17 protein-coding genes are annotated in these 22,006 nt (G+C 72.4%); 10 read left to right on the top strand and 7 right to left on the bottom strand.

Annotated elements, in window-relative coordinates; all coding sequences use genetic code 11:
* Positions 1-3 precede the first annotated feature (3 nt).
* From ACGFH8_RS00810 to ACGFH8_RS00800, 3 genes are read left to right on the top strand one after another with little or no spacing between them, the layout of a single operon-like run.
* Positions 4-3,342 (top strand): type 2 lanthipeptide synthetase LanM family protein, encoded by a 3,339-nt coding sequence (locus tag ACGFH8_RS00810; RefSeq protein ID WP_393361335.1) that lies wholly within the window; start codon positions 4-6, stop codon positions 3,340-3,342.
* Positions 3,335-3,829 carry a hypothetical protein gene (locus tag ACGFH8_RS00805; RefSeq protein WP_393361332.1) on the top strand — a complete coding sequence of 165 codons (495 nt, stop codon included), beginning with the start codon at positions 3,335-3,337 and terminating at the stop codon, positions 3,827-3,829. The genes ACGFH8_RS00810 and ACGFH8_RS00805 overlap by 8 nt, the downstream gene beginning before the upstream one ends.
* Complete coding sequence (locus ACGFH8_RS00800) at positions 3,826-6,000, top strand: peptidase domain-containing ABC transporter (protein ID WP_393361329.1); 2,175 nt, start codon at positions 3,826-3,828, stop codon at positions 5,998-6,000. Before ACGFH8_RS00805 ends, ACGFH8_RS00800 begins: the two co-directional genes overlap by 4 nt.
* A gap of 15 nt (positions 6,001-6,015) precedes the next feature.
* On the opposite strand, the gene ACGFH8_RS00795 is transcribed toward ACGFH8_RS00800, so the two are convergent.
* A complete protein-coding gene (locus ACGFH8_RS00795; protein WP_393364405.1) occupies positions 6,016-8,826 on the bottom strand; it encodes a BTAD domain-containing putative transcriptional regulator in 2,811 nt (936 codons plus the stop codon).
* Positions 8,827-9,054: 228 nt separating this feature from the next.
* Between ACGFH8_RS00795 and ACGFH8_RS00790 the strand changes: the two genes are divergently transcribed.
* From ACGFH8_RS00790 to ACGFH8_RS00775, 4 genes are read left to right on the top strand one after another with little or no spacing between them, the layout of a single operon-like run.
* Positions 9,055-9,921 (top strand): ABC transporter permease, encoded by an 867-nt coding sequence (locus ACGFH8_RS00790; protein WP_393361326.1) that lies wholly within the window; start codon positions 9,055-9,057, stop codon positions 9,919-9,921.
* A gap of 35 nt (positions 9,922-9,956) precedes the next feature.
* Complete coding sequence (locus ACGFH8_RS00785; RefSeq protein ID WP_393361323.1) at positions 9,957-11,003, top strand: ABC transporter substrate-binding protein; 1,047 nt, start codon at positions 9,957-9,959, stop codon at positions 11,001-11,003.
* Positions 10,987-11,766, top strand: coding sequence for an ABC transporter ATP-binding protein (locus ACGFH8_RS00780; protein WP_393361320.1), 780 nt, complete (start codon positions 10,987-10,989; stop codon positions 11,764-11,766). The genes ACGFH8_RS00785 and ACGFH8_RS00780 overlap by 17 nt, the downstream gene beginning before the upstream one ends.
* A 16-nt stretch (positions 11,767-11,782) precedes the next feature.
* Positions 11,783-12,664, top strand: coding sequence for a TauD/TfdA dioxygenase family protein (locus ACGFH8_RS00775; RefSeq protein ID WP_393361317.1), 882 nt, complete (start codon positions 11,783-11,785; stop codon positions 12,662-12,664).
* A gap of 75 nt (positions 12,665-12,739) precedes the next feature.
* Here ACGFH8_RS00775 and ACGFH8_RS00770 read toward each other — a convergent pair whose 3' ends face one another.
* Entirely contained in the window at positions 12,740-13,348 is a 609-nt protein-coding gene (locus tag ACGFH8_RS00770; RefSeq protein WP_393361314.1) for a TetR-like C-terminal domain-containing protein, read from the bottom strand.
* Between the two features lie 115 nt (positions 13,349-13,463).
* Between ACGFH8_RS00770 and ACGFH8_RS00765 the strand changes: the two genes are divergently transcribed.
* Positions 13,464-14,474: an aldo/keto reductase gene (locus tag ACGFH8_RS00765; protein WP_393361311.1), complete on the top strand. Its 1,011-nt coding sequence runs from the start codon at positions 13,464-13,466 to the stop codon at positions 14,472-14,474.
* 8 nt (positions 14,475-14,482) lie between these two features.
* Here the strand turns inward: ACGFH8_RS00765 and ACGFH8_RS00760 are convergent, their stop codons facing one another.
* Positions 14,483-15,310, bottom strand: a complete 828-nt coding sequence (locus ACGFH8_RS00760; RefSeq protein WP_393361308.1) for a hypothetical protein — start codon at positions 15,308-15,310, stop codon at positions 14,483-14,485.
* Complete coding sequence (locus ACGFH8_RS00755) at positions 15,310-16,902, bottom strand: LuxR C-terminal-related transcriptional regulator (protein WP_393361305.1); 1,593 nt, start codon at positions 16,900-16,902, stop codon at positions 15,310-15,312. Before ACGFH8_RS00755 ends, ACGFH8_RS00760 begins: the two co-directional genes overlap by 1 nt.
* A 199-nt stretch (positions 16,903-17,101) precedes the next feature.
* Between ACGFH8_RS00755 and ACGFH8_RS00750 the strand changes: the two genes are divergently transcribed.
* A complete protein-coding gene (locus tag ACGFH8_RS00750; RefSeq protein WP_393361302.1) occupies positions 17,102-17,362 on the top strand; it encodes a hypothetical protein in 261 nt (86 codons plus the stop codon).
* A 13-nt stretch (positions 17,363-17,375) separates the two neighbouring features.
* The gene (locus tag ACGFH8_RS00745; protein ID WP_393361299.1) at positions 17,376-18,509 is read left to right on the top strand and encodes a cupin domain-containing protein; all 1,134 of its coding nucleotides are present in this window, start codon (positions 17,376-17,378) and stop codon (positions 18,507-18,509) included.
* 9 nt (positions 18,510-18,518) lie between these two features.
* Here the strand turns inward: ACGFH8_RS00745 and ACGFH8_RS00740 are convergent, their stop codons facing one another.
* The 3 genes from ACGFH8_RS00740 to ACGFH8_RS00730 all read right to left on the bottom strand — a co-directional run bounded on the left by ACGFH8_RS00740 (position 18,519) and on the right by ACGFH8_RS00730 (position 21,991).
* On the bottom strand, positions 18,519-19,982 hold the full coding sequence (locus ACGFH8_RS00740; RefSeq protein WP_393361296.1) for a PepSY-associated TM helix domain-containing protein: 1,464 nt from the start codon (positions 19,980-19,982) through the stop codon (positions 18,519-18,521).
* A 201-nt stretch (positions 19,983-20,183) separates the two neighbouring features.
* Positions 20,184-20,780, bottom strand: coding sequence for a copper resistance protein CopC (locus ACGFH8_RS00735; protein ID WP_393361293.1), 597 nt, complete (start codon positions 20,778-20,780; stop codon positions 20,184-20,186).
* Positions 20,777-21,991: a Dyp-type peroxidase gene (locus ACGFH8_RS00730; RefSeq protein WP_393364402.1), complete on the bottom strand. Its 1,215-nt coding sequence runs from the start codon at positions 21,989-21,991 to the stop codon at positions 20,777-20,779. Before ACGFH8_RS00730 ends, ACGFH8_RS00735 begins: the two co-directional genes overlap by 4 nt.
* Positions 21,992-22,006 lie beyond the last annotated feature (15 nt).

Here is a 22,006-nt window from a genome sequence, read left to right as displayed (position 1 = left end):
CCGATGACGCAGTCGCACCTGCCCGGCCACGACCCGGTGGACGTTTCGAACCCCTGCTGGTACCTGGCGTACTCCCTGCCGGAGAGGCTCGGCGGTGCGGCGCCGACCGGCGCGGTGGACGAGGACCGGGGGCGGCTCCGGCTCGATCGGTGGAAGAACGAGCCGGTCTTCGCCGGTGACACCGACCTGTTCGAGAGCTGGCTCGACGCCCTCGGCCTCGACGAGCCGACGTTGAGCGGGGTGCTCGGCGAGACGCCGGAGACGGTCCGCCGCCGATTCGCCGACATCCCGGACTACGTGCGCACCATCGAGCGCGCCTGGCGCGACCACCGGCCGGGCGGGACCGGCGACAGTGACCACCACGGGCACGACCACGACCACGAGCACGACCACCACCACGAGCCGCACCCGCACGCCGCGTTCGTCGAGCTGGTGCGGCCGCTCGTGGACGACGGTGTGCGCCGGGTACGCGAGGCGGTGCACGCGGCCTGCGCGCGTACGCCGGGGTCACACGTCGACGCCGACCTGCTCGCCGAGCAGCTCTGCGAGCCGCCCTACGGGGCGATCAACCTGCTCGTCGGGCGGGTGCTCGTGCTGGAACTCAACGTCCTGCGGATGCAGGGGCAGTTGGCGGGGGAGACCTCGCAGCAGCGCTTCCAGGACTTCGCCCGGCGGCTGCGCGACCCGAAGTACACACTCGACGTCCTGATGGAGTACCCGGTGCTGGCCCGGGACGCGACGGTCCTCGTCGACAACTGGGTGGACGCCCGGGTCGAGTTCGCCGAGCGCCTCACCGCGGACGCGACCGCGTTGGCCGCCAGGCTGGGCGACCCGGCGGAGCTGGGCACCGTGACGGATGTGTCGTTCGGTGCCGGCGACTCGCACCGCGGTGGCCGCTCGGTCGGGTTCGTCCGCTTCGCCAACGGCGCCCGCGCCGTCTACAAGCCCCGGGGCCTGCAGGTGGAGCTGCACTTCCAGCACCTGCTGGAGTGGCTCAACGCGCGCGGCGCGCAACCGTCGCTGCGTACCATGTGGGTGCTCGACCGCGGTGACTACGGCTGGTCGGAGTTCGTCACCGCCGGGCCCTGCGCCGACCACGACGCGCTGCGCCGCTTCTACACGCGGCAGGGCAGCTACCTGGCGTTGCTGCACAGCCTCGCGGCCGTCGACTTCCACCTGGAGAACATCATCGCCGCCGGCGAGCACCCGATGCTCGTCGACCTCGAAGCCCTCTTCCACCCGCAGGGTGAGCAGACCGACCAGCAGATCGGCGTCTCGGCGGAGTCGTTCCGGACGATGCGGGAGTCGGTCCTGGAGGTCGGGCTCCTGCCCCGGCCCATCATCTACCAGGACGACGACGGCGTCGGCGGCGTCGATTTCAGCGGCCTCGCCGGCACCGCCGGGCAGCTCACGCCCACCCCGGTCGCCACCTGGGAGGAGTCCGGCACCGACGAGATGCGCCTGGTCCGCAAACGGATCGAGATGGGCGGCGGGCAGAACCTCCCCAGCCTGAGCGACGCGACGCACCACACGCTCGACTTCAGCGCCGACATCATGACCGGGTTCGAGCAGACCTACCGGCTGCTGCACCGCCACCGCGACGCGCTCCTGGCACCGGACGGGCCGGTCGCCGCGTTCGCCGCCGACGAGGTACGCGTGATCCTGCGCGCCACCCGCACCTACGGCAAGCTGCTGCAGGAGAGCCGCCACCCCGACCTGCTGCGCAACGCGCTGGACCGGGAGCGGTTCTTCAGCTTCCTCTGGCTGCAGGAGGAGTGGCCCGGTGCCGAGGCCCGGATCGCCACCGCCGAGCAGGCACAGTTGAGCCGCGGCGACATCCCCTTCTTCAGCACGACGCCCGCCTCGCACGACTTCGTGGCCGGAGACGGCTCGGTGGTCGCCGGTGTGCTGCCCACAAGCGGCCTGGAGCGGTCCCGGCGGCGCATCGGCGCCCTCTCCGACGCGCACCTGGCCCAGCAGACCTGGATCCTGCGCAGCTCGCTCGCTGCGCTGACGATGGGTGTGGAGAGTCAGGGGCAGTGGTCGGAGTACCAGGTCACCGCCGCCACCGCTCCCGCCGGCACGGACCGGTTCGTCGCCGCCGCGTGCGCCGCCGGCGATCGGCTGCTGCTGTCGGCCGACACCGGCGAGGACTCGATCGCCTGGCTCGGGCACACCCTGGTGGCCGACAAGATCTGGCAGTTGGGCCCGGTCGGGATCGACCTCTACAGCGGGCTGTCCGGAATCGCGTTGTTCCTCGGCTACCTCGGCGAGGTCAGCGGCGAGCAGCGCTTCCGCGGCGCGGCCGAGGTCGCCGCCGGCATGCTGGTGCGTCAGGTCGACCTGCTCGACGAGACGCCGACGGAGAGCCTGGAGAACTTCACCGTCGGGGCCTTCAACGAGCTGGGTGGGCCGCTGTACGCGTTGAGCCACCTGGGCTCCCTGTGGCAGCGCGACGACCTGGTGGACGCCGCCGAACGCGTCGTGCCCGTCCTGCTGCACCTCGCACCGCAGGACGAGGCGTACGACGTGATCAGCGGCGCGGCCGGAGCGATCCTCGCGCTGCTGGCGCTGCACGCGGCGCGGCCGTCGGAGCCGGTGCTCGACGCGGCCCGCACGTTCGCCCGGATCCTGGCGGACCGGGCGGAGCCGGCCGGCGACGGGATCGGCTGGGCGGGCGCGGTGAACCCGAGTCGACCGCTCGCGGGTTTCTCGCACGGCGGGTCCGGCATCGCCGTCGCCCTGGCCCGGCTGGACCGGGCGCTCGGCAACCGTGACCACCTGCCGTTGGTGGAGGGCGCGGTGCGCTACGAGCGCTCCGCCTTCGACCCGGAGCACATGTGCTGGCTCGACCTGCGGGACACCACGCCGGAGCGGTACTCGATGGTCGCCTGGTGCCACGGCGGGCCCGGCATCGCGCTCGCCCGCGCCGATCTGGCCGGCTACGTCGACGACCACGACCTGCTCGACCGCGACCTCCGCGACGCCAGCACCGGCATGCTGCGGTTCGGCCTGACCGGCGAGGTCATCACGGGCACCGGCAACCACAGCATCTGCCACGGCGACCTCGGAAACGTCGAGGCCCTGCTGGCCGCCGCACGGGTCCGCGGTGACGAGGACGCCGCCCGGCAGGCCGAGCTGGTGGCCGCCAGCATCCTCGACTACATCGACCGGGACGGGTGGCTGTGCGGGGTTCCCCTCGGCGTGGAGACTCCCGGCCTGATGAGCGGCATCGCCGGCATCGGCTACAACCTGCTCCGCCTGGCGTTGCCGGACCGGGTCCCGTCGATCCTGCTCGTCGAGCCTCCGGTTGCCGTGGTGGGTGGTGACGGGCGTGGCTGAGCAGGTGTGGCCGTACCGCCCGCAGGCGTTGGCCACCTACCGCGGTGGTGTGCACGACGGCCCGGCGCGGAGCCCGATCCGGTCCTCCCGACGGCCACTTGTCGCGCTCGCCGTACTGCTGCTGATCGGCCTGGGCTTCGCGGCGGTCATGCGGGTGCCGCGCACTGTCGACGGCGTCCTGATCGGTGCCGACGGGTCGAATCTGGTCTCCATGTTCGCCGGGCGCCTCGATCCCGAGCCCGCGCAGGGCGCCGAGGTCACGCTCGTGCAGGAGGGCGGGCGCGCGACCCTGCGGGTCGTCCGGGCCGAGGTCGTCGTGGACGACGCCGCCGCCCGGCGCTGGAACCTCCCGGCGGAGGTGGCCCGGCCGGTCACCGTCGTCCTGCTCTCCGGCGGCGCGGAGCAGGCCTTCGGCCGGCTCCGTCTGGTGGTCGCCAGACCCACCCTGCTGGAGCTGGTGCCCGGCATCGAGGGGGTCCTGCGATGACGGTGAGCTGGCCGCGACCGGGCCGCCGGGTGCCGATCATGCTCCAGATGAGCGCCACCGAATGCGGTGCCGCGTGCCTGGCCATGGTCTTCAGCGCCTACCGGCGGTGGACCTCCGTGGCCGAGTGCCGGGAGCAGTTGGGCATCGGCCGCGACGGCGCCACCGCCCTGCAGATGGCCCAACTCGCCCGCAGGACGGGCATGCGGGCCCGCGGGGTCAGCGTCGATCTCGAGGCTCTGTCACAGCTGCGGCTGCCCGCGATCGTGCACTGGAACTTCCGGCACTACGTGGTGCTGGAACGGTGGGACCGACGCGGCGCGGTCGTCGTCGACCCGGGGATGGGCCGGCGGCGGCTGAGCCGCGACGAGTTCGGCGAGGGGTTCACCGGCATCGCCATCGAACTCACCCCGGGCGAGGACTTCGAGCGACGTCCCCGACCGGGGCGGCTGGCCTCCCTGCGGTTCGCCCGCAGCATGCTGACCTTCTCCCGTCCGCTGCTCGCCCTGGTCCTGGTCGTCTCGCTGCTGCTGCAGTTGGCCGTGTTGCTGCCCGCACTGATCACCAAGTTCGCGGTCGACACGGTGATCGGCAAGGGGCAGGTCGAAGCCCTGACCGTCCTCGGCCTCGGCATGCTCCTGCTGTTGGCCACCCAGGGCGTGGGCACCTACGCCCGAGGCGCCGTCCTCAACGTGTTGCACGCCCGCATGGACGACACCATGATGCGGCGCTTCTTCGACCACCTGCTCGCCCTCCCGTACTCCTACTTCCAACTGCGCAGCAGCGGTGACCTGCTGATGCGGATGTCCAGCAACACCGTCATCCGCGACATGGTCACCAGCCAGACGATGTCGCTCGTCCTCGACGGGCTGTTCGTCGTCGTCTACGTCGGCATGCTCCTGGCGATCGCGCCGCTCTACGCCTGGCTGGTGCTGGGCCTGGGTCTGCTGCAACTCGGCGCGATCGTGGCGACGTACCGGGCCATGCGGGAACGTACGCACCGGGACATCGCCGCGCAGGCCGAGGAGCAGAACTACGCGGTCGAGGTGCTGGCCGGGGCCGAGACGGTCAAGGCGATGGGCGCCGAGCAGCAGGTCCTCGGCCGCTGGTCCGGGCTGTTCCAGACCCGGCAGTTCGCCTCGCTGCACCGCCGTCAGTTGGAGACCGGGTTGGAGGCGATGCTCGGGGTGTTCCGGATGGGTTCGCCGCTGCTCCTGCTGTGGGTCGGCGCACACCAGGTCGTCGCCGGCGCGATGTCGCTGGGCACCATGCTGGCGCTCAACGCCCTCGCCGCGGCCGTCCTCACCCCGCTGATGGGACTCGTCAACACGGCCCGCCAACTACAGACCGTCGGCACCCACCTGGAACGGATCCGGGACGTCCTGGACGAGGCCGCCGAGCAGGACCGCTCCACCTCCCAGCCGCCGGGCGACATCTCCGGGCAGGTGACGCTGAGCGGGGTCGGCATGCGCTACAGCGCCAACGCCGCCTGGGCCGTACGCGGGGTCGACCTGTCCATTCCGGCCGGCGCGAAGGTGGCGCTCGTCGGGCGGACCGGTTCGGGCAAGACGACACTCGCCAAGACGATCATCGGGTTGTACGTGCCCAGCGAGGGCGAGGTCCGCTTCGACGGGCGTCTCCTGCAGGACCTCGACTTCCGCGAGCTGCGCCGCTGGTGTGGCATGGTCAACCAGGAGCCGGCCCTGTTCGCCGGATCCGTCCGCGACAACATCTCCCTCGGCCACCCGTCGGCGACCTACGACGAGGTCGTCCTCGCCGCCAGTCGCGCACAGATCCACGACGAGATCATGGCGATGCCGATGGCGTACGAGACACGTCTCACCGAGGGCGGCGGTGGGCTGTCCGGCGGCCAACGGCAACGGCTCGCCCTCGCCCGCGCCCTCGTGCACAACCCGCCGCTGCTGCTGCTCGACGAGGCGACCAGCCACCTGGACGTGGTCACCGAGCGTCGGGTGGACGAGGTCCTCTCCGCGCTGTCGTGCACCCGGATCGTCATCGCGCACCGGTTGAGCACCGTGCTCAACGCGGACCTGATCGGCGTGATGGAGGAGGGCGCCCTGGTGGAGCAGGGCACGCACGAGGAGTTGATCGCGCACGGGCGCTACTACGAGGCGCTGATCCGCGACCAGCTCCAGACGGCCCGGCCGCTGTAGCCGGAGGTCGCCCGTTCACCGACCCGGAGGGCCGGGCGCGACACGTGCCAGCAGCTGCCGCACCACCTCGGCGGCGGGGTTGCCCAGGTCGTCGTAGATTCGTATCGCCCGCTGCCAGGCCTCGGCGGCGGCGGGAGGGTCGGCCATCGCCTCCCGCGCCTCGCCGAGCCGGACGAGGGTCAGCCCCTCGTGATACCGGTTGGCCGACTCCTGGAAGCGCTGGACGGACTGCTCGTAACAGACCGCCGCCCGGGCCGGGTCACCGAGCCGGTGGTACGCGAAGCCCAGACTGTCCAACGTCGCGGCCTGCCCGACGCGATCGTCGATCGCCTCCTGTTGGGTGAGCGCCTCGGCGCAGTCGACGACGGCCTGGTGGTAGTCACCGGTCAGGGCGTGCAGGTAACCCTTGACGTTCAGCGCGCGGGCCTCGGCGTACCTGTTGCCGATGAGCTGCGAGACCCGGAGCGCCTCCGCGCTGTGCTTGAGCGCCTCGTCCAGCCGGCCGTACTGGGTGCAGTGCTCGGTGTACTGGCGCAGGATCAGCGCCAGGCTGTCCAGGTCCTCGAGTTGCTCGTACAGCTCGAGCGCCCGCCGCACGTGCTGCTCGGCCGCGTGCTCGTCGCCGAGCCGCATGAGCGCGCGGGCGAGCATCCGGCTGGCCAGCGCCTGCGCCCGGACGTCGCCGATGCGCTGCGCCGCCGCGAGCGCCGCCTGCTGGGCCGCGAGCTGCTCCTGGAACATGCCCCGGGGCGAGAGGTACGCGGCCAGGGTCCAGGCGAGCTGGCAGGCGTACCGCTCGAAGCCGGTGTCCGCGGCCTGCCGCAGCACCCGCAGCAGGACGGGGTGCTCGGCGTGGAACCAGGCCGCCGCGACGACGCGGTCGGGCATCGGCACGTGCACGTTCGCCGGCATCGGTGGTTCCAGGTCGATGGGTGCCCAGGTCGGCTGGAGCAACACCGCGCCGGGGTGCGCGCTGTGCAGGTAGTGGTCGTACATCCGGCGTGCCGCGGCCTGTCGCTCCTCGGCCAGGTCGGATGCCTGGGCCAGTTCGGCCGCGTACGACCGGAGCAGGTCGTGCAGGGCGTACCGCTGGGGGAGGTGCTCGGTCAACAGGTGCAGACGGGTCAGCTCCTGCAGGAGCGGCGTGACGGCCGTGCGGGGGCGGCCGAGCAGCGCGGCGGCGGCGTCTCCGGTGAGGTCGGGGCCCGGGTGCAGGCCGAGCAGGCGCAGGAGGCGGGCTGCCTCGGTGCTCAACGTCCGGTACGACCAGGAGAAGACCCGGCGGACGTCTCCGTCGGCCAGTTGCTCCAACCGGGATTCGGACGGGCGTAGTTGGGCCGCGACGGCGTCGATCGGGAAGGTGGGCCGGGCGGTCAACCGGGCCGCCACGATGGACAGGGCGAGCGGGAGGCGGCCCGTCGATTCGATCATCTCGCTGGTCGCCGCCGGTTCCGCGGCCACCCGGTCGGCGCCCAGCCGGGTGCGGAGCAGCCTCGTCGACTCGGCGGCCGTCAGCACCTCGAGCGTCAGCGGTCGGGCGCCCTGGGCCACGGCGAGGCTGCTGAGCTGGTCGCGGCTGGTCACCAGGACCGCGCACTGGCCCACGCCGGGCAGCAACGGCCGTACCTGGTCGGCGTCGCGCGAGTTGTCGAGCACGACGAGCATCCGGCGCGAGGCCAGCAGGCTGCGGTACAGCCCGGCCCGAGCGTCGACACTGCTGGGGATACGGCCGACCGGCACGCCGAGCGCATCGAGGAAGTCGACAAGGGCGTCGGCGGGGGAGACCGCGTCCGCGTCGTCGTAGCCGCGGAGGTTGACGTACAACTGGCCGTCGGGGAAGCGGTCGACAGCCCGATGGGCCCAGTGCAGCGCGAGCGTCGTCTTGCCCACGCCGGCCATGCCGCTGATGGTGATGATGTCCACGGTGGCGGCCCGCTCGGGCCGGGCGCCGAGGGCCGCGTCGAGGAGGTCGAGCTCGGCGTTGCGCCCGACGAAGCCGGGCAGGGCGAGTGGCAGTTGCCGAGGGCGGCCCGGTGCCGTGTCGTCCGCCGGCCCGGTCGTCGTGGACCGCTGCCCGAGACGGTGGTGCAGGATGTCGTCGTGCAGCCGCGTCAGCTCGGGGCCGGGGTCCATGCCGGTCTCCTCGGCCAGCGCCCGTCTGGCCTGCTGAAACGCCGCCAACGCCCCGGAGATGTCGCCGATCTCGTAGAGACCTGTCATGAGCTGGGCCCAGGCCCGCTGGCGCAGCGGGTGACGGTCGAGTAGCGCGCGCAGCCGGGGGATCACCTGGGCCGCCTCGCCGAGCGCGAGCCGCGCCGCGGCGTGGTTTTCCTCGGTCAGCAGCCGCCGCTCGGTGATCCGCGCGACCCGGCTGGTGAGGAGCCGAGGCAGGGGCAGCCCGGCGAAGACGGACCCCCGCCACATGCCGAGCGCGACGGCCAGTTCCGGCTGCGCCGCCGCCGGGTCACCGGCTGCCAGCGCCGCCCGTCCGCGTTCCGCCGCCGCGTCGAACCGGTCCAGGTCCCGCTCGTCCGGCTCGATGCGAAGCAGGTAGCCGCCAGGTGTGGTGAGGATTCGACGGCTCTCGTCCGGAGCGCGGTCGAGTGCCTGGCGCAGCCCCCGCAGGTAGCTGCGCAGGTTCGCGGCGGCCGAGGCGGGGGGCTGGTCGCCCCACACCATCGTCATCAGCTCGTGGGCGGAGATCGCCTCGCCGGGGCGGAGCAGCAGAGCGGCCAGCACCACCTGCTGTTTCGTCGATCCGAGGGCGACCGGTCGGCCGTCCCGTGACACCGTCAGCGGCCCGAGCAGGTCGAAGTGGAGGAGCATCGTCACCTCAGCCCGCGGCGCCGGCCGCCCGAGACTGGCGATCGTATAAGCATCGATCAATGACGTTAGCACCGATTGAACATGGTCTTCATATTTGGCCGGGTGGGCTCCGGCCAATGGTCGGCCGAGTGGCCCGGACCGAGGCGGAGATTCCACGCAGTGGGCGATCCCTTGTGGATACCCCACTAAAACTGTAGGAATAGTGGGTCATCGTGATCGGGAGAGGCCATGACTGTTGTGACCGCAGCGCAGACCGTGGGCTCCGAGGTCGGTGCTCCACCACCGGCACGTCCCCCGCGCGCGGCCGAGCGGGCCGGGTGGTGGCGACGCATCGCGCTGCGCGCCGTCTCCCTGGTGGTCCTGCTGGCGATCTGGCAGATCCTCGCGCTGCTGACCGACAACCCCACCTTCATCCCCCCGCCGGGCGCCGTGTGGGACCGCCTCGTGCAGACCTCGACCACGCACGACGGTGTGCGGGGCTACAGCGGTCACCTGCTGATCGAGCACCTCGGCGTGAGTCTGCGGCGCATCCTCATCGGTTCGGTGGTGGGCGTGGCGGCCGGCCTGGTGCTCGGCCTGGTGATGGGCACTGTCACCTGGGTGCGGGTCGCGACCGAGCCGGTCGTTACCTTCGTCCGCGCGCTGCCGCCGCTGGCGTACTTCAGCCTGTTCATCATCTGGTTCGGCATCGACGAGACCCCGAAGCTGTGGCTGCTGTCCATCGCCGCGCTGCCCCCGGTCGCGGTTGCCACCGCCTCCGCCGTCCGGGCCGCGCCCGCCACCCTCGTCGAGGCCGCCCGTGCGCTGGGCGGCGGTCGCTGGGCGGTCACCCGCGACGTGGTGCTGCCCCACGCGCTTCCGGAGATCTTCACCGGCATCCGCCTCGCCGTGGGCATCGCCTACTCGTCGGTGGTCGCCGCCGAGACCATCAACGGCGTACCGGGCATCGGCGGGATGGTCCGCGACGCGCAGCGCTACTCGCAGACCGACGTCGTGGTGCTCGGCCTGTTCGCCATCGGCCTGTCCGGCCTCCTCATCGACGCGCTGCTGCGCACCGCGGAGGACCGGCTCGTTCCCTGGCGCGGTCGAAGCTGACCCGCGCCCTCCCCACCTCGCAGAACGGACGTCCCGTGCGCAGACCACGTGTCGGAACCCTCCTCGCGGCCACCCTGCTGCTGGCCGCCGCCCCACTCGCCGGCTGCGGCAACGGCGCCGCCAGCGGCGGCGGCGACCCACAGCGCAAGAGCATCCGGCTCGCCTACCAGGCGTTCCCCAGCGGCGACCTGATCGTGAAGAACCAGCGGCTGTTGGAGGAGGCGCTGCCGGACTACGCGATCACCTGGACCAAGTTCGACTCGGGCGCGAGCATCAACACCGCGTTCGCGGCCGGCAGTGTGGACATCGCCGCGATCGGCTCCAGCCCGGTCGCGCGCGGGTTGTCGGCGCCACTGAACCTTCCCTACCGGGTGGCCTTCGTCCTCGACGTCGCCGGTGACAACGAGGCGCTGGTGGCCCGCAACGGCGCGAACGTCGCCACCATCACCGACCTGCGGGGCAAGAAGATCGGCACCCCGTTCGCCTCGACCGCGCACTTCAGCCTGCTCGCCGCCCTGGCACGCGCCGGGGTCAAGGAGAGCGAGGTCACCCTCGTCGACCTGGAGCCGCAGGACATCCTCGCCGCCTGGACCCGCGGCGACCTCGACGCCGCGTACTCCTGGCTGCCCTCGCTCGACGACCTCAAGAAGAGCGGCAAGGTGCTCGTCACGAGCCGCGAGCTGGCCGCCGCCGGCAAGCCCACACTTGACCTCGGGGTGGTCTCCTCCGCGTTCGCCGACGCGCACCCCGAGGCCGTCGACGCGTGGCGCAAGGCGGAGGCGAAGGCCCTCGACCTCATCGCGAGCGACCCGACCGCCGCGGCGACAGCCGTGGGTCGGGAGCTGAACCTGGACGCCGCCGCGGCGCAGCACCAGTTGAGCCAGGGCGTGTTCCTCAAGCCCGCCGACCTGTCCAGCCCGGAGTGGCTGGGCTCGCCGGAGAAGGTCGGCGCGCTCGCCGACAACCTGTACAACGCGGCGGTCTTCCTCAAGGCGCAGAAGAAGATCGACGCGATACCGGACCGGTCGGTGTTCGAAGCGGCCATCTACACAAAGGGCCTGCCGAGTGTCCTCCAACCCTGACGCCGCGGTCGAGGTCCGCGACGTCACCCACACGTACGGGACCGGGTCGGCGGCGGTCACCGCCCTCGGCCCGGTCGACCTCCGCGTCCCGCCGGGCGCCTTCCTGGTCCTCGTGGGCGCCTCCGGATGCGGCAAGACGACGCTTCTGCGGTTGGTCGCCGGCTTCGAACGGCCGACGACGGGCACGGTGACCGCCGCCGGCCGGCCGCCGGTGCCGGGCCGAAACGCCGGTCTGGTCTTCCAGCAACCGCGGCTGCTGCCGTGGAAGACGGTCGGCGGCAACGTCGGTCTCGCGCTGCGCTACGCCGGCGTGCCACGGCCCGAGCGGACGCCCCGGGTGACCGCGCTGCTGGACCGGGTCGGCCTGCCGCACGTCGCGCACCGCCGTACCTGGCAGCTCTCCGGCGGCCAGCAGCAGCGGGTGGCCATCGCGCGGGCGCTGGCCGTGGACAACCCGTTGCTGCTGCTCGACGAGCCGTTCGCCGCCCTCGACGCGCTCACCCGGGAGCGGTTGCAGGAGGACCTGCGCCGGGTCAGCGCCGAAACCGGCCGTACGTGTGTGTTCGTCACGCACAGCGTGGACGAGGCCGTCTTCCTGGGCAGTCGGGTGATCGTCCTGACCCGCCGGCCCGGCCGGGTGGCCCTCGACCTGGACGTCGACCTTCCGCGCAGCGGCGTCGAACCCGACGAGTTGCGCGGCTCACCGGAGTACGCCGCCCTGCGCGCCACCATCGGCCACGCCGTGCGTGCCGCAGCCGCCTGATCGAAAGGGGCACACCGTGACCGACACCCTCGTGAAGCTGACCCTGGATCCACTCGGGCCGCACTTCGGCGCCGAGGTGCGTGGCCTCGACCTGCACGGCGCGACGGATGACGAACTCGCGGCGGTGCGCGCCGCGCTCGTGGACCGCAAGGTGCTGTTCTTCGCCGACCAGCGCCTCGACGACGACGGCCAGGTACGCCTCGGTCGCCGGCTCGGGGAGCTGACCGCCTCCCACCCCGTGGTCGGCGGGGTGGACGAGAGTCATCCCGAGGTGTACGCCCTGGACAGCGCCGACAACGGCTTCGCCGACGTGTGGCACACCGACGTCACATTCGTTTCCCGTCCACCCCTCGGTTCGATCCTGCGCGCCGTGACGCTGCCGCCCAGCGGCGGAGACACGACCTGGGCGGACAGCCAACTCGCGTACGACTCGCTCGCCGAGCCGGTACGCCGCCTTGTCGACACGTTGGTGACCGTGCACGACGGCAACCGGGAGTTCGGCTACTACCTCGCCCAACGCCGCGGTGGTCGGGGCAGCGTGTGGGACGGCGAGGTGGTCACCCGACTGGACCCGGTGGAACACCCGGTGGTGCGCGTCCATCCGGAGACCGGACGCCGGGGCATCTTCGTCAACCCCGGCTTCACCTCACACATCGTCGGAGTGTCGGAGGCCGAGAGCCGGGCGATCCTGGACCTGCTCTACGCACACCTCACCAAGCCGGAGCACCTGGTGCGCCACCGGTGGCGCACCGGCGACGTGGCGATGTGGGACAACCGCAGCACCGCCCACTACGCCAACCGTGACTACGGCGGCGCACGCCGGGTCGTCCATCGCATCACCCTGCGCGGCGACCGGCCCCAGGGTCCGGCCGAGCCCTGGCGCGGCCAGGTGCGGTAACCGCCGACCCGGCAGCGCGGTCCGGGAGTGCCGCCCGGCAGCGCGACCCGTCGGCGCGGTCCGGGAGGTCGCCGGTCAGCGCAGCCCGCGTACGAGGTTGTCGACGAGGGTGCGGGCGAAGTCCTCGGTCAGCGGCAGGTCGGGGACCAGGAGCCGGTGGTAGCAGGCGCCCCAGAGCTGGTCGACGACGGATTCCGGGTCGATGTCGGCGCGGAGCTGCCCGCGGGTCATGGCTCTGGTGAGGGTCTCCACGGCGAGCGCGCGCCGGGGGCCGGAGTAGCGCTCCCGGTAGGCGGCGGCCAGCTCCGGGTCGGTCTGCGCCTGGCCGATGAGTTGGCTGATGACCCGCCCGGCGGAGGTGTCCCGCACGAGGTGGACGAAGGCGACGAGCTGGTTGGTCAGGTCGGCGACGATGTCCGCGGTGTCGGGAAAGGCAAGCGTGGGCGCGACCACTGTGAAGTAGCCGTCCAGGGCGAGCGCTCCCCTGGACGGCCACCACTTGTAGATCGTCATCCGGCTGGCCCCCGCCTGGGCCGCGACCTTCTCGATGGTGAAACCGGCCATGCCCTCGGCCAGCAGGAGAGCGCCGGCCGCCGTGAGGATCTCCGCGCGTACCTGGTCGGCGGGGCGACGGCCGCGACCACGGCGCGGTGGGGTGGGGGCGTCCGGCGTGAGCTGGGCCACTGGTCCTCCCGGTTATATGGACAGCGTGTCTACAGGATGTTTATATGGACACAGCGTACACAGCGGTGCCCGACCGGGGAACGCGCCGCTACCGCGACCGAAGGAGACGAGGACCATGACGGCTCTACCACGGCGACGGCTGGGTGCCTCCGGGCCGGAGGTGTCGCTCATCGGGCTGGGCGCGATGGGCATGTCGGACCTGTACGGACCATCCGACGAGGCGGAGAGCCTGGCGACGCTGCACGCGGCGATCGACGCCGGCGTGAACCTGGTCGACACCGCCGACTTCTACGGCTCGGGCCACAACGAGATGCTGATCGGTCGGGTGCTGCGCGAGCGCCGGCGGGACGAGGTGGTGCTCAGTGTGAAGTTCGGTGCGCGCCGGACACCTGACGGCGGGTTCCAGGCAGCACCGTACGACGTGTCGGCGGCGGCGGTGAAGGACCGGTTGGCGTACTCGCTGCGCCGGTTGGGCACCGACCACATCGACATCTACCGGCCCTCCCGGTTGAACCCGCAGGTGCCGATCGAGGAGACCGTGGGCGCGCTGCTGGAGATGCGGCAGGCCGGCTACATCCGGCACATCGGGCTCTCCGAGATGGGCGCGGACACCATCCGCCGGGCGGCGGCGGTCGCGCCGATCAGTGACGTCCAGATCGAGTACTCGCTGCTGTCCCGTGGCCCGGAGGCCGCGATCCTGCCGGCGTTGCGCGAGTTGGGCATCGGGCTGACCGCGTACGGGGTGCTGTCCCGAGGTCTGCTCAGCGGGCACTGGTCGGCCGACCGCGAGCTGACCGGCACGGACTTCCGGGCGAACAGCCCCCGTTTCCAGGGCGAACACCTGACCGCGAACCTGCGCCTCGTGGACGCGCTGGGCCGGGTCGCGCGGCGGCTGGGCGCGACCACCAGCCAGGTGGCGATCGCCTGGGTGGCGGCGCAGGGCGAGCAGATCGTGCCGCTTGTCGGTGCGCGGCGGCGAGACCGGCTGACCGAGTCGCTGGCCGCCGCCCACCTGGTGCTGGACCGGGAGGCGCTGGACGAGATCGAGCGTGCCGTGCCGGCCGGCGCCGCCTCCGGCCAGCGGTACGCCGCGCCGATGATGGACCTGCTCGACAGCGAGAAGTGACGGCGACGTCAGGGAGTTGACCGCCAGACCCAGTTGCGGCGCTCGTAGAGCGGCACCAGCCCGGCCCGGCGCAGGTTGTCCAGCGACGGGTTCCGCGTACCGGGTGCGGGCTTCCCGGTCTCGGCGAACAGCCACCGGCATCCGGCCTCCGCCGCGGCTCGCGCGCGGGCGGCGATCAACGCCGACTGCGCACCGAGGCCGCGGTGACCGAGTGCCGTCGCGGCGGCGTTGAGCGAGGCCGACTCGCCGTGTAGGAACAGGTTGCCGCCGGCCACGACCTCGTCGCCGTCCCACGCCGCGTGTGGCCTCCAGGCCGGCTCGCCGACGGTCGCGGCCAGCATGTCGGTGAGCCCACCGGCCGGCATGCCGAAGCCGGCGAGCAGCACGTCGGCCCAGCGCCGCGCCTCGGCCGCCGGCACCGGGCCGACCCGCAGGCGGGTCTGCGCCGCGGCGACGTCGCCCGCCCGGGCGGCGAGCTTGACCCAGGTGCTGCCCGCCTCGAGCCCGCGCGCCGCGGCGATCTCGTCGAAGCCGTCGGGCAGCACCGCCGGGACGAGCTGGAGGACGGCCTGGCCGACGCCCTGCTCCCGGTAGAAGTCGAGGACACGATCCAGGACCCGCACGGTGAACGGCTCGGTGACGCCGAAGCCGAGCGCCTTGCTCCAGTAACCGCCGGAGGGGTCGTTGCGCATCGCGAGGGCGACACCGCCGCCGATGCGCGCGGTGACGACCCCGAGATCGGTGTACGCGGGCTCGGGCGCCCGCGACTCGTAGGCGTACATGAACTCGCACTCCACGCCCTCGGCGAGCGGGGTCAGGTCGGTCGTGTCGGTCATCAGCCGATTCTCGCCTTGTACCGATCCCAGGCCCGCACCAACTGCATTCGGTTGTGGATACCCAGCTTCTGGTAGATGGACCGGAGTTGGGTGTCCACCGTGTGGAAGGAGACGAAGAGGGTGCCGGCCGCCTCCTTCTTCGTGGCGCCGCCCGCCAGCACCTCGGCCACCCGCTCCTCGGCCGGGGTGAGCGCGCCGACACCGGTCCGCGGCGGACCGTCGACCGGCGGCCGGTGCCGCGGGGTGGCGGCGAGTTCGACACACCGCCGGTCGGCTGTCGCCTGGTCGCCCGGCGCGCCGATCCGGGCGTAGAGGGCTGCCGCCTCGTGCGCGGCGTCCCACGCCTCGGTCGGGCGTAGTCGAGGGCTGTTCGCGAGGTCGAGCAACGCGTCGGCCAGCGCCGGTCGGGCGGCGGTGGTCCGCAGCCCGTCGACAGCCGAGCGCAGCGCGTCCGGGTCGCGATCGCGCAGACCCCTGGTCTGGGCGGCCAGCGCGTGCCACAGCGGAACCGGGGTACGGGTGGCCACCAGCTCGACCAGTTCGGTGACCCGGCGGGCCGCCCGGTCGTCGCCGACGACCATCGCCGCGCGCACCAGTCGAGGGCCGAACTGTGGCACGGGCAACAGCGACCGAACCGACCGGTGCAGGTCAGCGACCACTCTGTCGAGCAGGCGCGCCGGCTCGCGGAGAGCCGGGTCGCGGACCGCGACACAGAACGCCGGAGTCCACATCGTACTGTCGGGCCATCGTCCCTCCCGCAGGCATCCGCGCAGGACGGCGCGGGCGGCGTCGTGGTCGCCGCGGCGGTAGTGGACCTCGGCGACCACCGCGACCAGCAGGGCACGCACCTCTGCGCCGAGATCCGTCGAGGCCGACCCGAGCGCCGTGACCGCCAGCGCGCCAGCCTCGGGCAGCTCTCCCACCGCGACCATCCGTAGGCAGTCCAGGGCGGTCAGTCTGCCGCTCGTCGGGGTCTCGGGGGAGGCCGCCTCGTCCGCCGCCGTCGCGCTCCGCGCGTCCTGGTGCCGGCCCAGGCCGAGTTGGACGAGGATGCGTTCGGCCCGGATCGACGTGGCGTCCGGTCGTGCCACCCAGGCATCGGGGTCCAGGGCCGCCAACACGGCGTCCGCGCCCGGTAGATCGCCGTGCGACAGCGAGCGAGCGGCCCGAGCGAGCGCGAGGTGGCGAGCGGACGAATCGTCGCCCGCGGCGGCGTGCGCGGTGCCCGCGTCGCGGAGCAGGGCATCGGCGTCCGGATGGCCGGTGCGCGCCGCGATCGCGGCGACCATGGCGAGCAGTGTGCTCCGGCTCCGGTCGTCCAGGCCCTGGTCGAGCGCCTCCCGCAGGCCGGCGAGGGCGATCGACGGCTGCTCCCGCGCCGCGAGCCGGGTCAGGTGCCCGAGCACCTGGGCCCGACGGCGCTCGCCGTGCCGGTGCTCGCCAGTCTCGGCCGCCACGGCGTACGGTGCCGCCGTCCCGCCTCCGGCGAACCGGAGTTGGTCCGCCGCGGCGAACAGCGAACGCCGTCGGTGCTCGGCGTGGGCGAGGTCGTCAGCCGGAGATGTTCCGGCGTCGAGGGATGATTCGGACAATGGCGTTCTCCCCGGTGGTTACCCGGCGCGTCGACATGCCGTCCTGCGACCGAGCCTAGCCACGGCGTCCGGAGCGGGCGACCAGATCGACGAACCGGCCCGATTGCGCTTGATGGCCCACGCCGTCCCCTATCTGACCTGCGGTAATGGCGCGATCACGGGATGCGACGGCGACGGCTGGGCCTCGATCATCGACTGTATGACCCCATCGACTGAGCTGCCCGGCCGGTACCGACTCCGGGTCGTACTGCTGGCTCTCGTCCTCTTCGCCACCACCGGGGCGGGTGGTCACGCTCCGCCGTGGACCCGCCTGGTGCTGGCGGCGACCGCGGCAGCGGTTCCCGCCGCGATCGCGGTGACGTACGGCTGGCCGGCGGTGCGCGCCTTCCTGGGGCTGCCGTCCCGGCCACGCCTGCGAGGTGGATCCCTTTCCGCGCCCAGTCCGGGCCAACCGGAGTAAGGAGACAGCGATCATGGCGAACAGCGATCCTCAGCCGCGCCGCGGCGACCAGGGGGCTCCGCCCTTCGCGGGCCGTAACGTCGAGGTCGAGCGGCAGAACCCCGATCTGCTGGTGCCGCCCACGACCGACAGCCGGCTGGTGCCCAACCTCAAGTTCTCGTTCTCCCAGGCGCACACCCGGGTGGAGAAGGGTGGCTGGACCCGCGAGGTCACCACTCGCGACCTGCCCATCGCCACGCAGTTGGCAGGTGTCCAGTTCGGCCTGGAGCCGGGCGCGTACCGGGAGATCCACTGGCATCAGCAGTCGGAGTGGGCGTACATGCTCAGCGGCAGTTGCCGGATCAGCGCGGTCGACCACGAGGGACGCAACTTCATCGAGGACGTCAAGGCCGGTGACCTGTGGTTCTTTCCGCAGGGCGTGCCGCACAACATCCAGGCGCTCGCCGACGGCGCGCAGTTCCTCCTGGTCTTCAACGACGGCGCCTTCTCGGAGAACAACACGTTCCTGCTCAGCGACTTCTTCGCCCACACACCTCGGCACGTCCTCGCGAAGAACTTCGGCTGGACCATGGAGCAGATGGAGAACCTGCCCGAACGGGAGAAGTACATCTTCCAGGGCGACGTCCCACCGTCCTTGCAACAGGACCGGGTTATCAGCCCTACCGGCGACATCCCGCGCAGCTTCAAACACCGGATGACGGCACAGACGCCGCAGCGTTTCCGGGGCGGGACGGTCCGGGTCACCGACTCGACGAACTTCGCCGCGTCCGTGACCACCGCTGCCGCCCTCGTCGAGGTCGAGCCCGGTGGGATGCGCGAGTTGCACTGGCATCCGACCACCGACGAGTGGCAGTACTACATCTCCGGGACCGGCCGGATGGGAGTCTTCGCCTCGCAGGCAGCCGCCCGGACGTTCGACTTCCAGGCCGGCGACGTCGGCTACGTGCCGTTCGCGTACGGGCACTACATCGAGAACACCGGTGACGAGCCGTTGGTGTTCCTGGAGATGTTCCGGCATCCGCGCTTCGAGGACATCTCGGTGATGCAGTGGATGGCCAACACACCCCACGAGATCATCGCGGACACGATAAACGTGCCGAAGTCGATTGTCGACGAGTTGCCGACCACCAAACAGGTGGTGCTCTGACCCGGCGGATCACCTCCCGACGGGTGCCGGCGAGATGGGCGCCTGGACGGGTCGTCGGCGTCGGGACACCGCGCCGGCGACGACGTCGATGACGAGGAAGGCGAGCAGGGTGAGCCCGAACAGGGGGAGCGCCCAGCCAATCGCCACGGTCACCGGTACGCCGATCAGCAGCGCCCAGAGCGGCAGGCCCCGTACGCCGCCACGGGCCGGCGGGGTGCCGGCGAGGGTGCGTCGGTCGGTGCGGGTGGGTCGGCGTTGCCACCACATGCGGTAACCCCAGACGATGACGCAGAGCAGCCCGAGGGCCAGCGCGGCGAGCAGGATCTGGTTGGCCAGGCCGAAGAGCAGTCCCATGTGGGCCTGGATGCCCAGGCCGCTGAGTTGGGCCAGCAGGGGCCAGTCGGCGAAGTCACTGCGGGCGGTCACCGTGCTGGCGGCCGGGTCGACGGCGATGCGGTCCTTGGCGACCGGCCAGGTGTTGTCGATCTGCGTGACGGTCCAGGCCAAACCCGGCTCCGCCGCCGGGATGATCTCGACCGGCCCGGAGAGTCCCGCGTCGCGCGCGACGGTCAGGACCCGGTCGAAGGCCGCCGACTCGACTGTCCCGCCCTCCCCGGCGTCACCGTGGTGGTGACCACCGCCCGGCTCGGCGGGGACGGCGGTGAGGCTTGTGGAGATCTCCGGCGTGCGGGCATCGAGCGCGTCGAGACCGGAGGCGAAGTTCGCGCCCGCGTAGCGCGACCAGGTCAGGCCGGTGGCCGACAGGAAGAGCAGACCGACGGCCAGCCAGACACCTGTGGTGGCGTGCCAACCCCGGGTGCGGCGAACACCCCTGCCCGTGGACAGGTCCGGCACGAGCAGGTGCCGGGCGGTGGCCCGGGCCGCGCCGCGTCGACGCCACCAGAGGATCACCCCGCCGAGCGCCAACACCCACAGCCAGCTCGCGGCCAGCTCGGAGTAGTGCTCGCCCACCGTGCCCAGGTGCAGGTGGCGGTGCAGGTCGTCCAGCCACGTCGCGGCCGGCGTCGAGCCGAACCAGGTGGTGAGCTGCCCCTGGGACTCGGCGGTGTACGGGTTGACGTAGACGGTGTGCTGGTTCTCGCCGAGCTCCGGCAGGGAGAACACCACTTTTGTGGTCCGCTCGCCGTCGCCGGGCTGCACGGCGGTGATGCTGCCGGCGGGGTGCGCGTTTCGGGCGGCCCCCACCTGCTCGGCCAGCGGGAGCTGACGGTCACCCACCTGGGCGACGGTCAGCTTGTCGCCGTAGAGGATCGAGTCGAGTTGCGGGGTGGTGGTGTAGGCCAGGCCGGTCAGCGCGGCGACCACCAGGAACGGGGCGACGAGGAGGCCGGCGTAGAAGTGCAGCCGCAGCAGCAGCGCGCCGAACGGCGACGGGCGCCGGGACGGCCGGGCGGGTTTCTCGGGTACCGGGGATGCTGGCGTCGGCGTGCCGGACAACTCGGTAAGAGACATGGTGATCCGATCGGAAGAGTCGGGATGCACCCGAAGGCGTCTCCCGTACTGGTCTGGTCGCCCGGTGGTGTGTCGTGTCGGCTCTGGTCTGGTAGTCGGCTCGCCGGCGCCGCCGGTTCCCGGCGATGTGGAAGGTCGATTCGCCGAGGTCAGCGCCCGGCGTCGCGGCGCGGCACCGGGACCGCGCGAGAGCGGGTCGGCTCAGCGGCGGGCGGCCCGCCGCCGCCACAGCAGCCCGGCCGCCACCACGACGAGGGCGGCCAGCACGGCGCCCGCGACGAGCACGCCGACACCCGGGCCGCGGTCGGTCTCCACAGCGGCGGCGGCGGACGGGGTTGCCGCCGGCGTACCGGCGTCGGGGACCGGCGCGGCACTGGACGCGGGGTCGGCCACCGTGAACGGGTACGACCCCTGCACCGGATGCCCATCGGCGGAGACGACCCGGTAGGCGACCGTGTATTTGCCGTTCGGCAGCGTGTCGGTCACCTGGACCGTGCTCGTCGCCCCGGCGACCACCGGCTCGCCGGTGGTGATCCTCCGCTTGGCGGCGTCGGTGAGCACGATCGTGGTGAACGTGGGGTCGAGCCGCTGCATGAATTCGAGGGTGACCTCGGTCGGAGCGCTCGGGAGGGTCGCGTCCCGAGCCGGCGTCGACGACGTGAGCGAGTTGTGCGCCCAGGCCGGGGCGGCCGGAATGAACAGCGCCACGAGGACGGCGAGCGCCGCCGCGCCGAGCCGGACGGCGGTGGGGCGGGGCAGCGGCACGGGCCTCGTGGAGTCTGAAGTCGGCGGGGTCATCCGAGCACCTGCTCGCCGATCCAGCCATCCGGCGCGCATCCGGGTGGGATGGCGAAGACGGCGGACCCGATCGGTGTGGTCCATTCGTTGAGCAGGTCCCGGTCGGCCAGCCGGCGTTGGATCGGCAGGTACTGCCGGGCGATGTCGGCCTGGTACGAGGTGAAGATCAACCCGCTGTCGGCGTGGCCCTCGGCCGTCGGCGCACCGTCGTAGTTGTAGGGCCGGCGCAGGATCTTCAGCCGGTCGTCGGTGACCCGGGCCCGGGTGAGGTGGGAAAAGTCGGGGATGACGGTGAGTCCGTCGGGGCCGGTGGCGGCGAAGTCGGGCTCGTCGTGTTCGGCGGTGCCGGTGAGGGGTGCGCCGGTGTCGAGCCGCCGCCCGATGGCGAGTTCGCGATCGGTGCGGCCGAGCAGGTCCCAGGTCTCCATGTTCATGCTGATGCGTCGCACCACGAGTGTGGTGCTGTCGCGAAGCCACGCCGGGCCGTCCGGCACCCAGAGGGCGGTGTCCAACGGGGTGCCGGGCCGCGGGTTCGCCGTGCCGTCGAGCTGGCCGAACAGGTTGCGCTGCGTGTGGCCGCCCGGCTCGACGCCGGGGCTGCGCCGGAAGCCCTGCTGGACCCACCGGACGACGGCGAAGGGCCGGCTGTCCTTGACCAGGACTCGTTGGGCGTGGGCGACGGTGACCGCGTCGTCCGCGCAGATCTGCACCAGCAGGTCACCCCCGGACCAGGCCGGTTGGAGCCGATCGACGCGGAACGGGGGCAGGTCGCGGACCGAGGCCGGCCGCCGATCGTCGACACCGGCGGCCCGGTACAGGCCGGGCCCGAAGCCGAAGGTCACGGTCAGCCGTGCCGGCAGCAGCCCGAGTTCGGCCTCGGTGTCGGCCAACGCGGGTTGGCCCTGGGTGAGTCGGGCGGCGTCGTCGGTGAGCAGCCGCAGCATCCGACCCAGCGCGGCCCGGTCGGTGCCGGCCCGCAGGGTCAGCGCGACGAACGCCGCGTGCGCCTGCGGTTCGGTGGCGACCCCGGCCTGCCGGGCACCGTGAAACGGCTCGACCAGGCCGCCCACGCTCGCCGCGAGCGTCGTCTCGGCGGCGGTCATCGACTGCGGTCCGGGCTGCCCGGCGCGGGTCGCGGCGATCGTGGCCCCGCCGGCCACGGCGCCGCCGACGGCGAGCGCCCCGCCGGTGAGCAGGCCACGCCTGCTCACCGGCCGGACCTGTGA

This window comes from Micromonospora sp. NPDC049175 (assembly GCF_043197345.1).
Lineage (GTDB): Bacteria > Actinomycetota > Actinomycetes > Mycobacteriales > Micromonosporaceae > Micromonospora.
Note: the sequence above shows the minus strand (reverse complement) of the source record. Positions and strands in the feature narration are given on the sequence as shown.

What these genes read in the sequence shown, in the direction of transcription:
- ACGFH8_RS00810 (WP_393361335.1), top strand. Translation starts at nt 4, where the DNA reads ATGACGCAGTCGCACCTGCCCGGCCACGACCCGGTGGACGTTTCGAAC.
- ACGFH8_RS00740 (WP_393361296.1), bottom strand. Translation starts at nt 19,982, where the DNA reads ATGTCTCTTACCGAGTTGTCCGGCACGCCGACGCCAGCATCCCCGGTA.
- ACGFH8_RS00790 (WP_393361326.1), top strand. Translation starts at nt 9,055, where the DNA reads ATGACTGTTGTGACCGCAGCGCAGACCGTGGGCTCCGAGGTCGGTGCT.
- ACGFH8_RS00765 (WP_393361311.1), top strand. Translation starts at nt 13,464, where the DNA reads ATGACGGCTCTACCACGGCGACGGCTGGGTGCCTCCGGGCCGGAGGTG.
- ACGFH8_RS00745 (WP_393361299.1), top strand. Translation starts at nt 17,376, where the DNA reads ATGGCGAACAGCGATCCTCAGCCGCGCCGCGGCGACCAGGGGGCTCCG.
- ACGFH8_RS00735 (WP_393361293.1), bottom strand. Translation starts at nt 20,780, where the DNA reads ATGACCCCGCCGACTTCAGACTCCACGAGGCCCGTGCCGCTGCCCCGC.
- ACGFH8_RS00795 (WP_393364405.1), bottom strand. Translation starts at nt 8,826, where the DNA reads ATGCTCCTCCACTTCGACCTGCTCGGGCCGCTGACGGTGTCACGGGAC.
- ACGFH8_RS00800 (WP_393361329.1), top strand. Translation starts at nt 3,826, where the DNA reads ATGACGGTGAGCTGGCCGCGACCGGGCCGCCGGGTGCCGATCATGCTC.
- ACGFH8_RS00760 (WP_393361308.1), bottom strand. Translation starts at nt 15,310, where the DNA reads ATGACCGACACGACCGACCTGACCCCGCTCGCCGAGGGCGTGGAGTGC.
- ACGFH8_RS00750 (WP_393361302.1), top strand. Translation starts at nt 17,102, where the DNA reads ATGACCCCATCGACTGAGCTGCCCGGCCGGTACCGACTCCGGGTCGTA.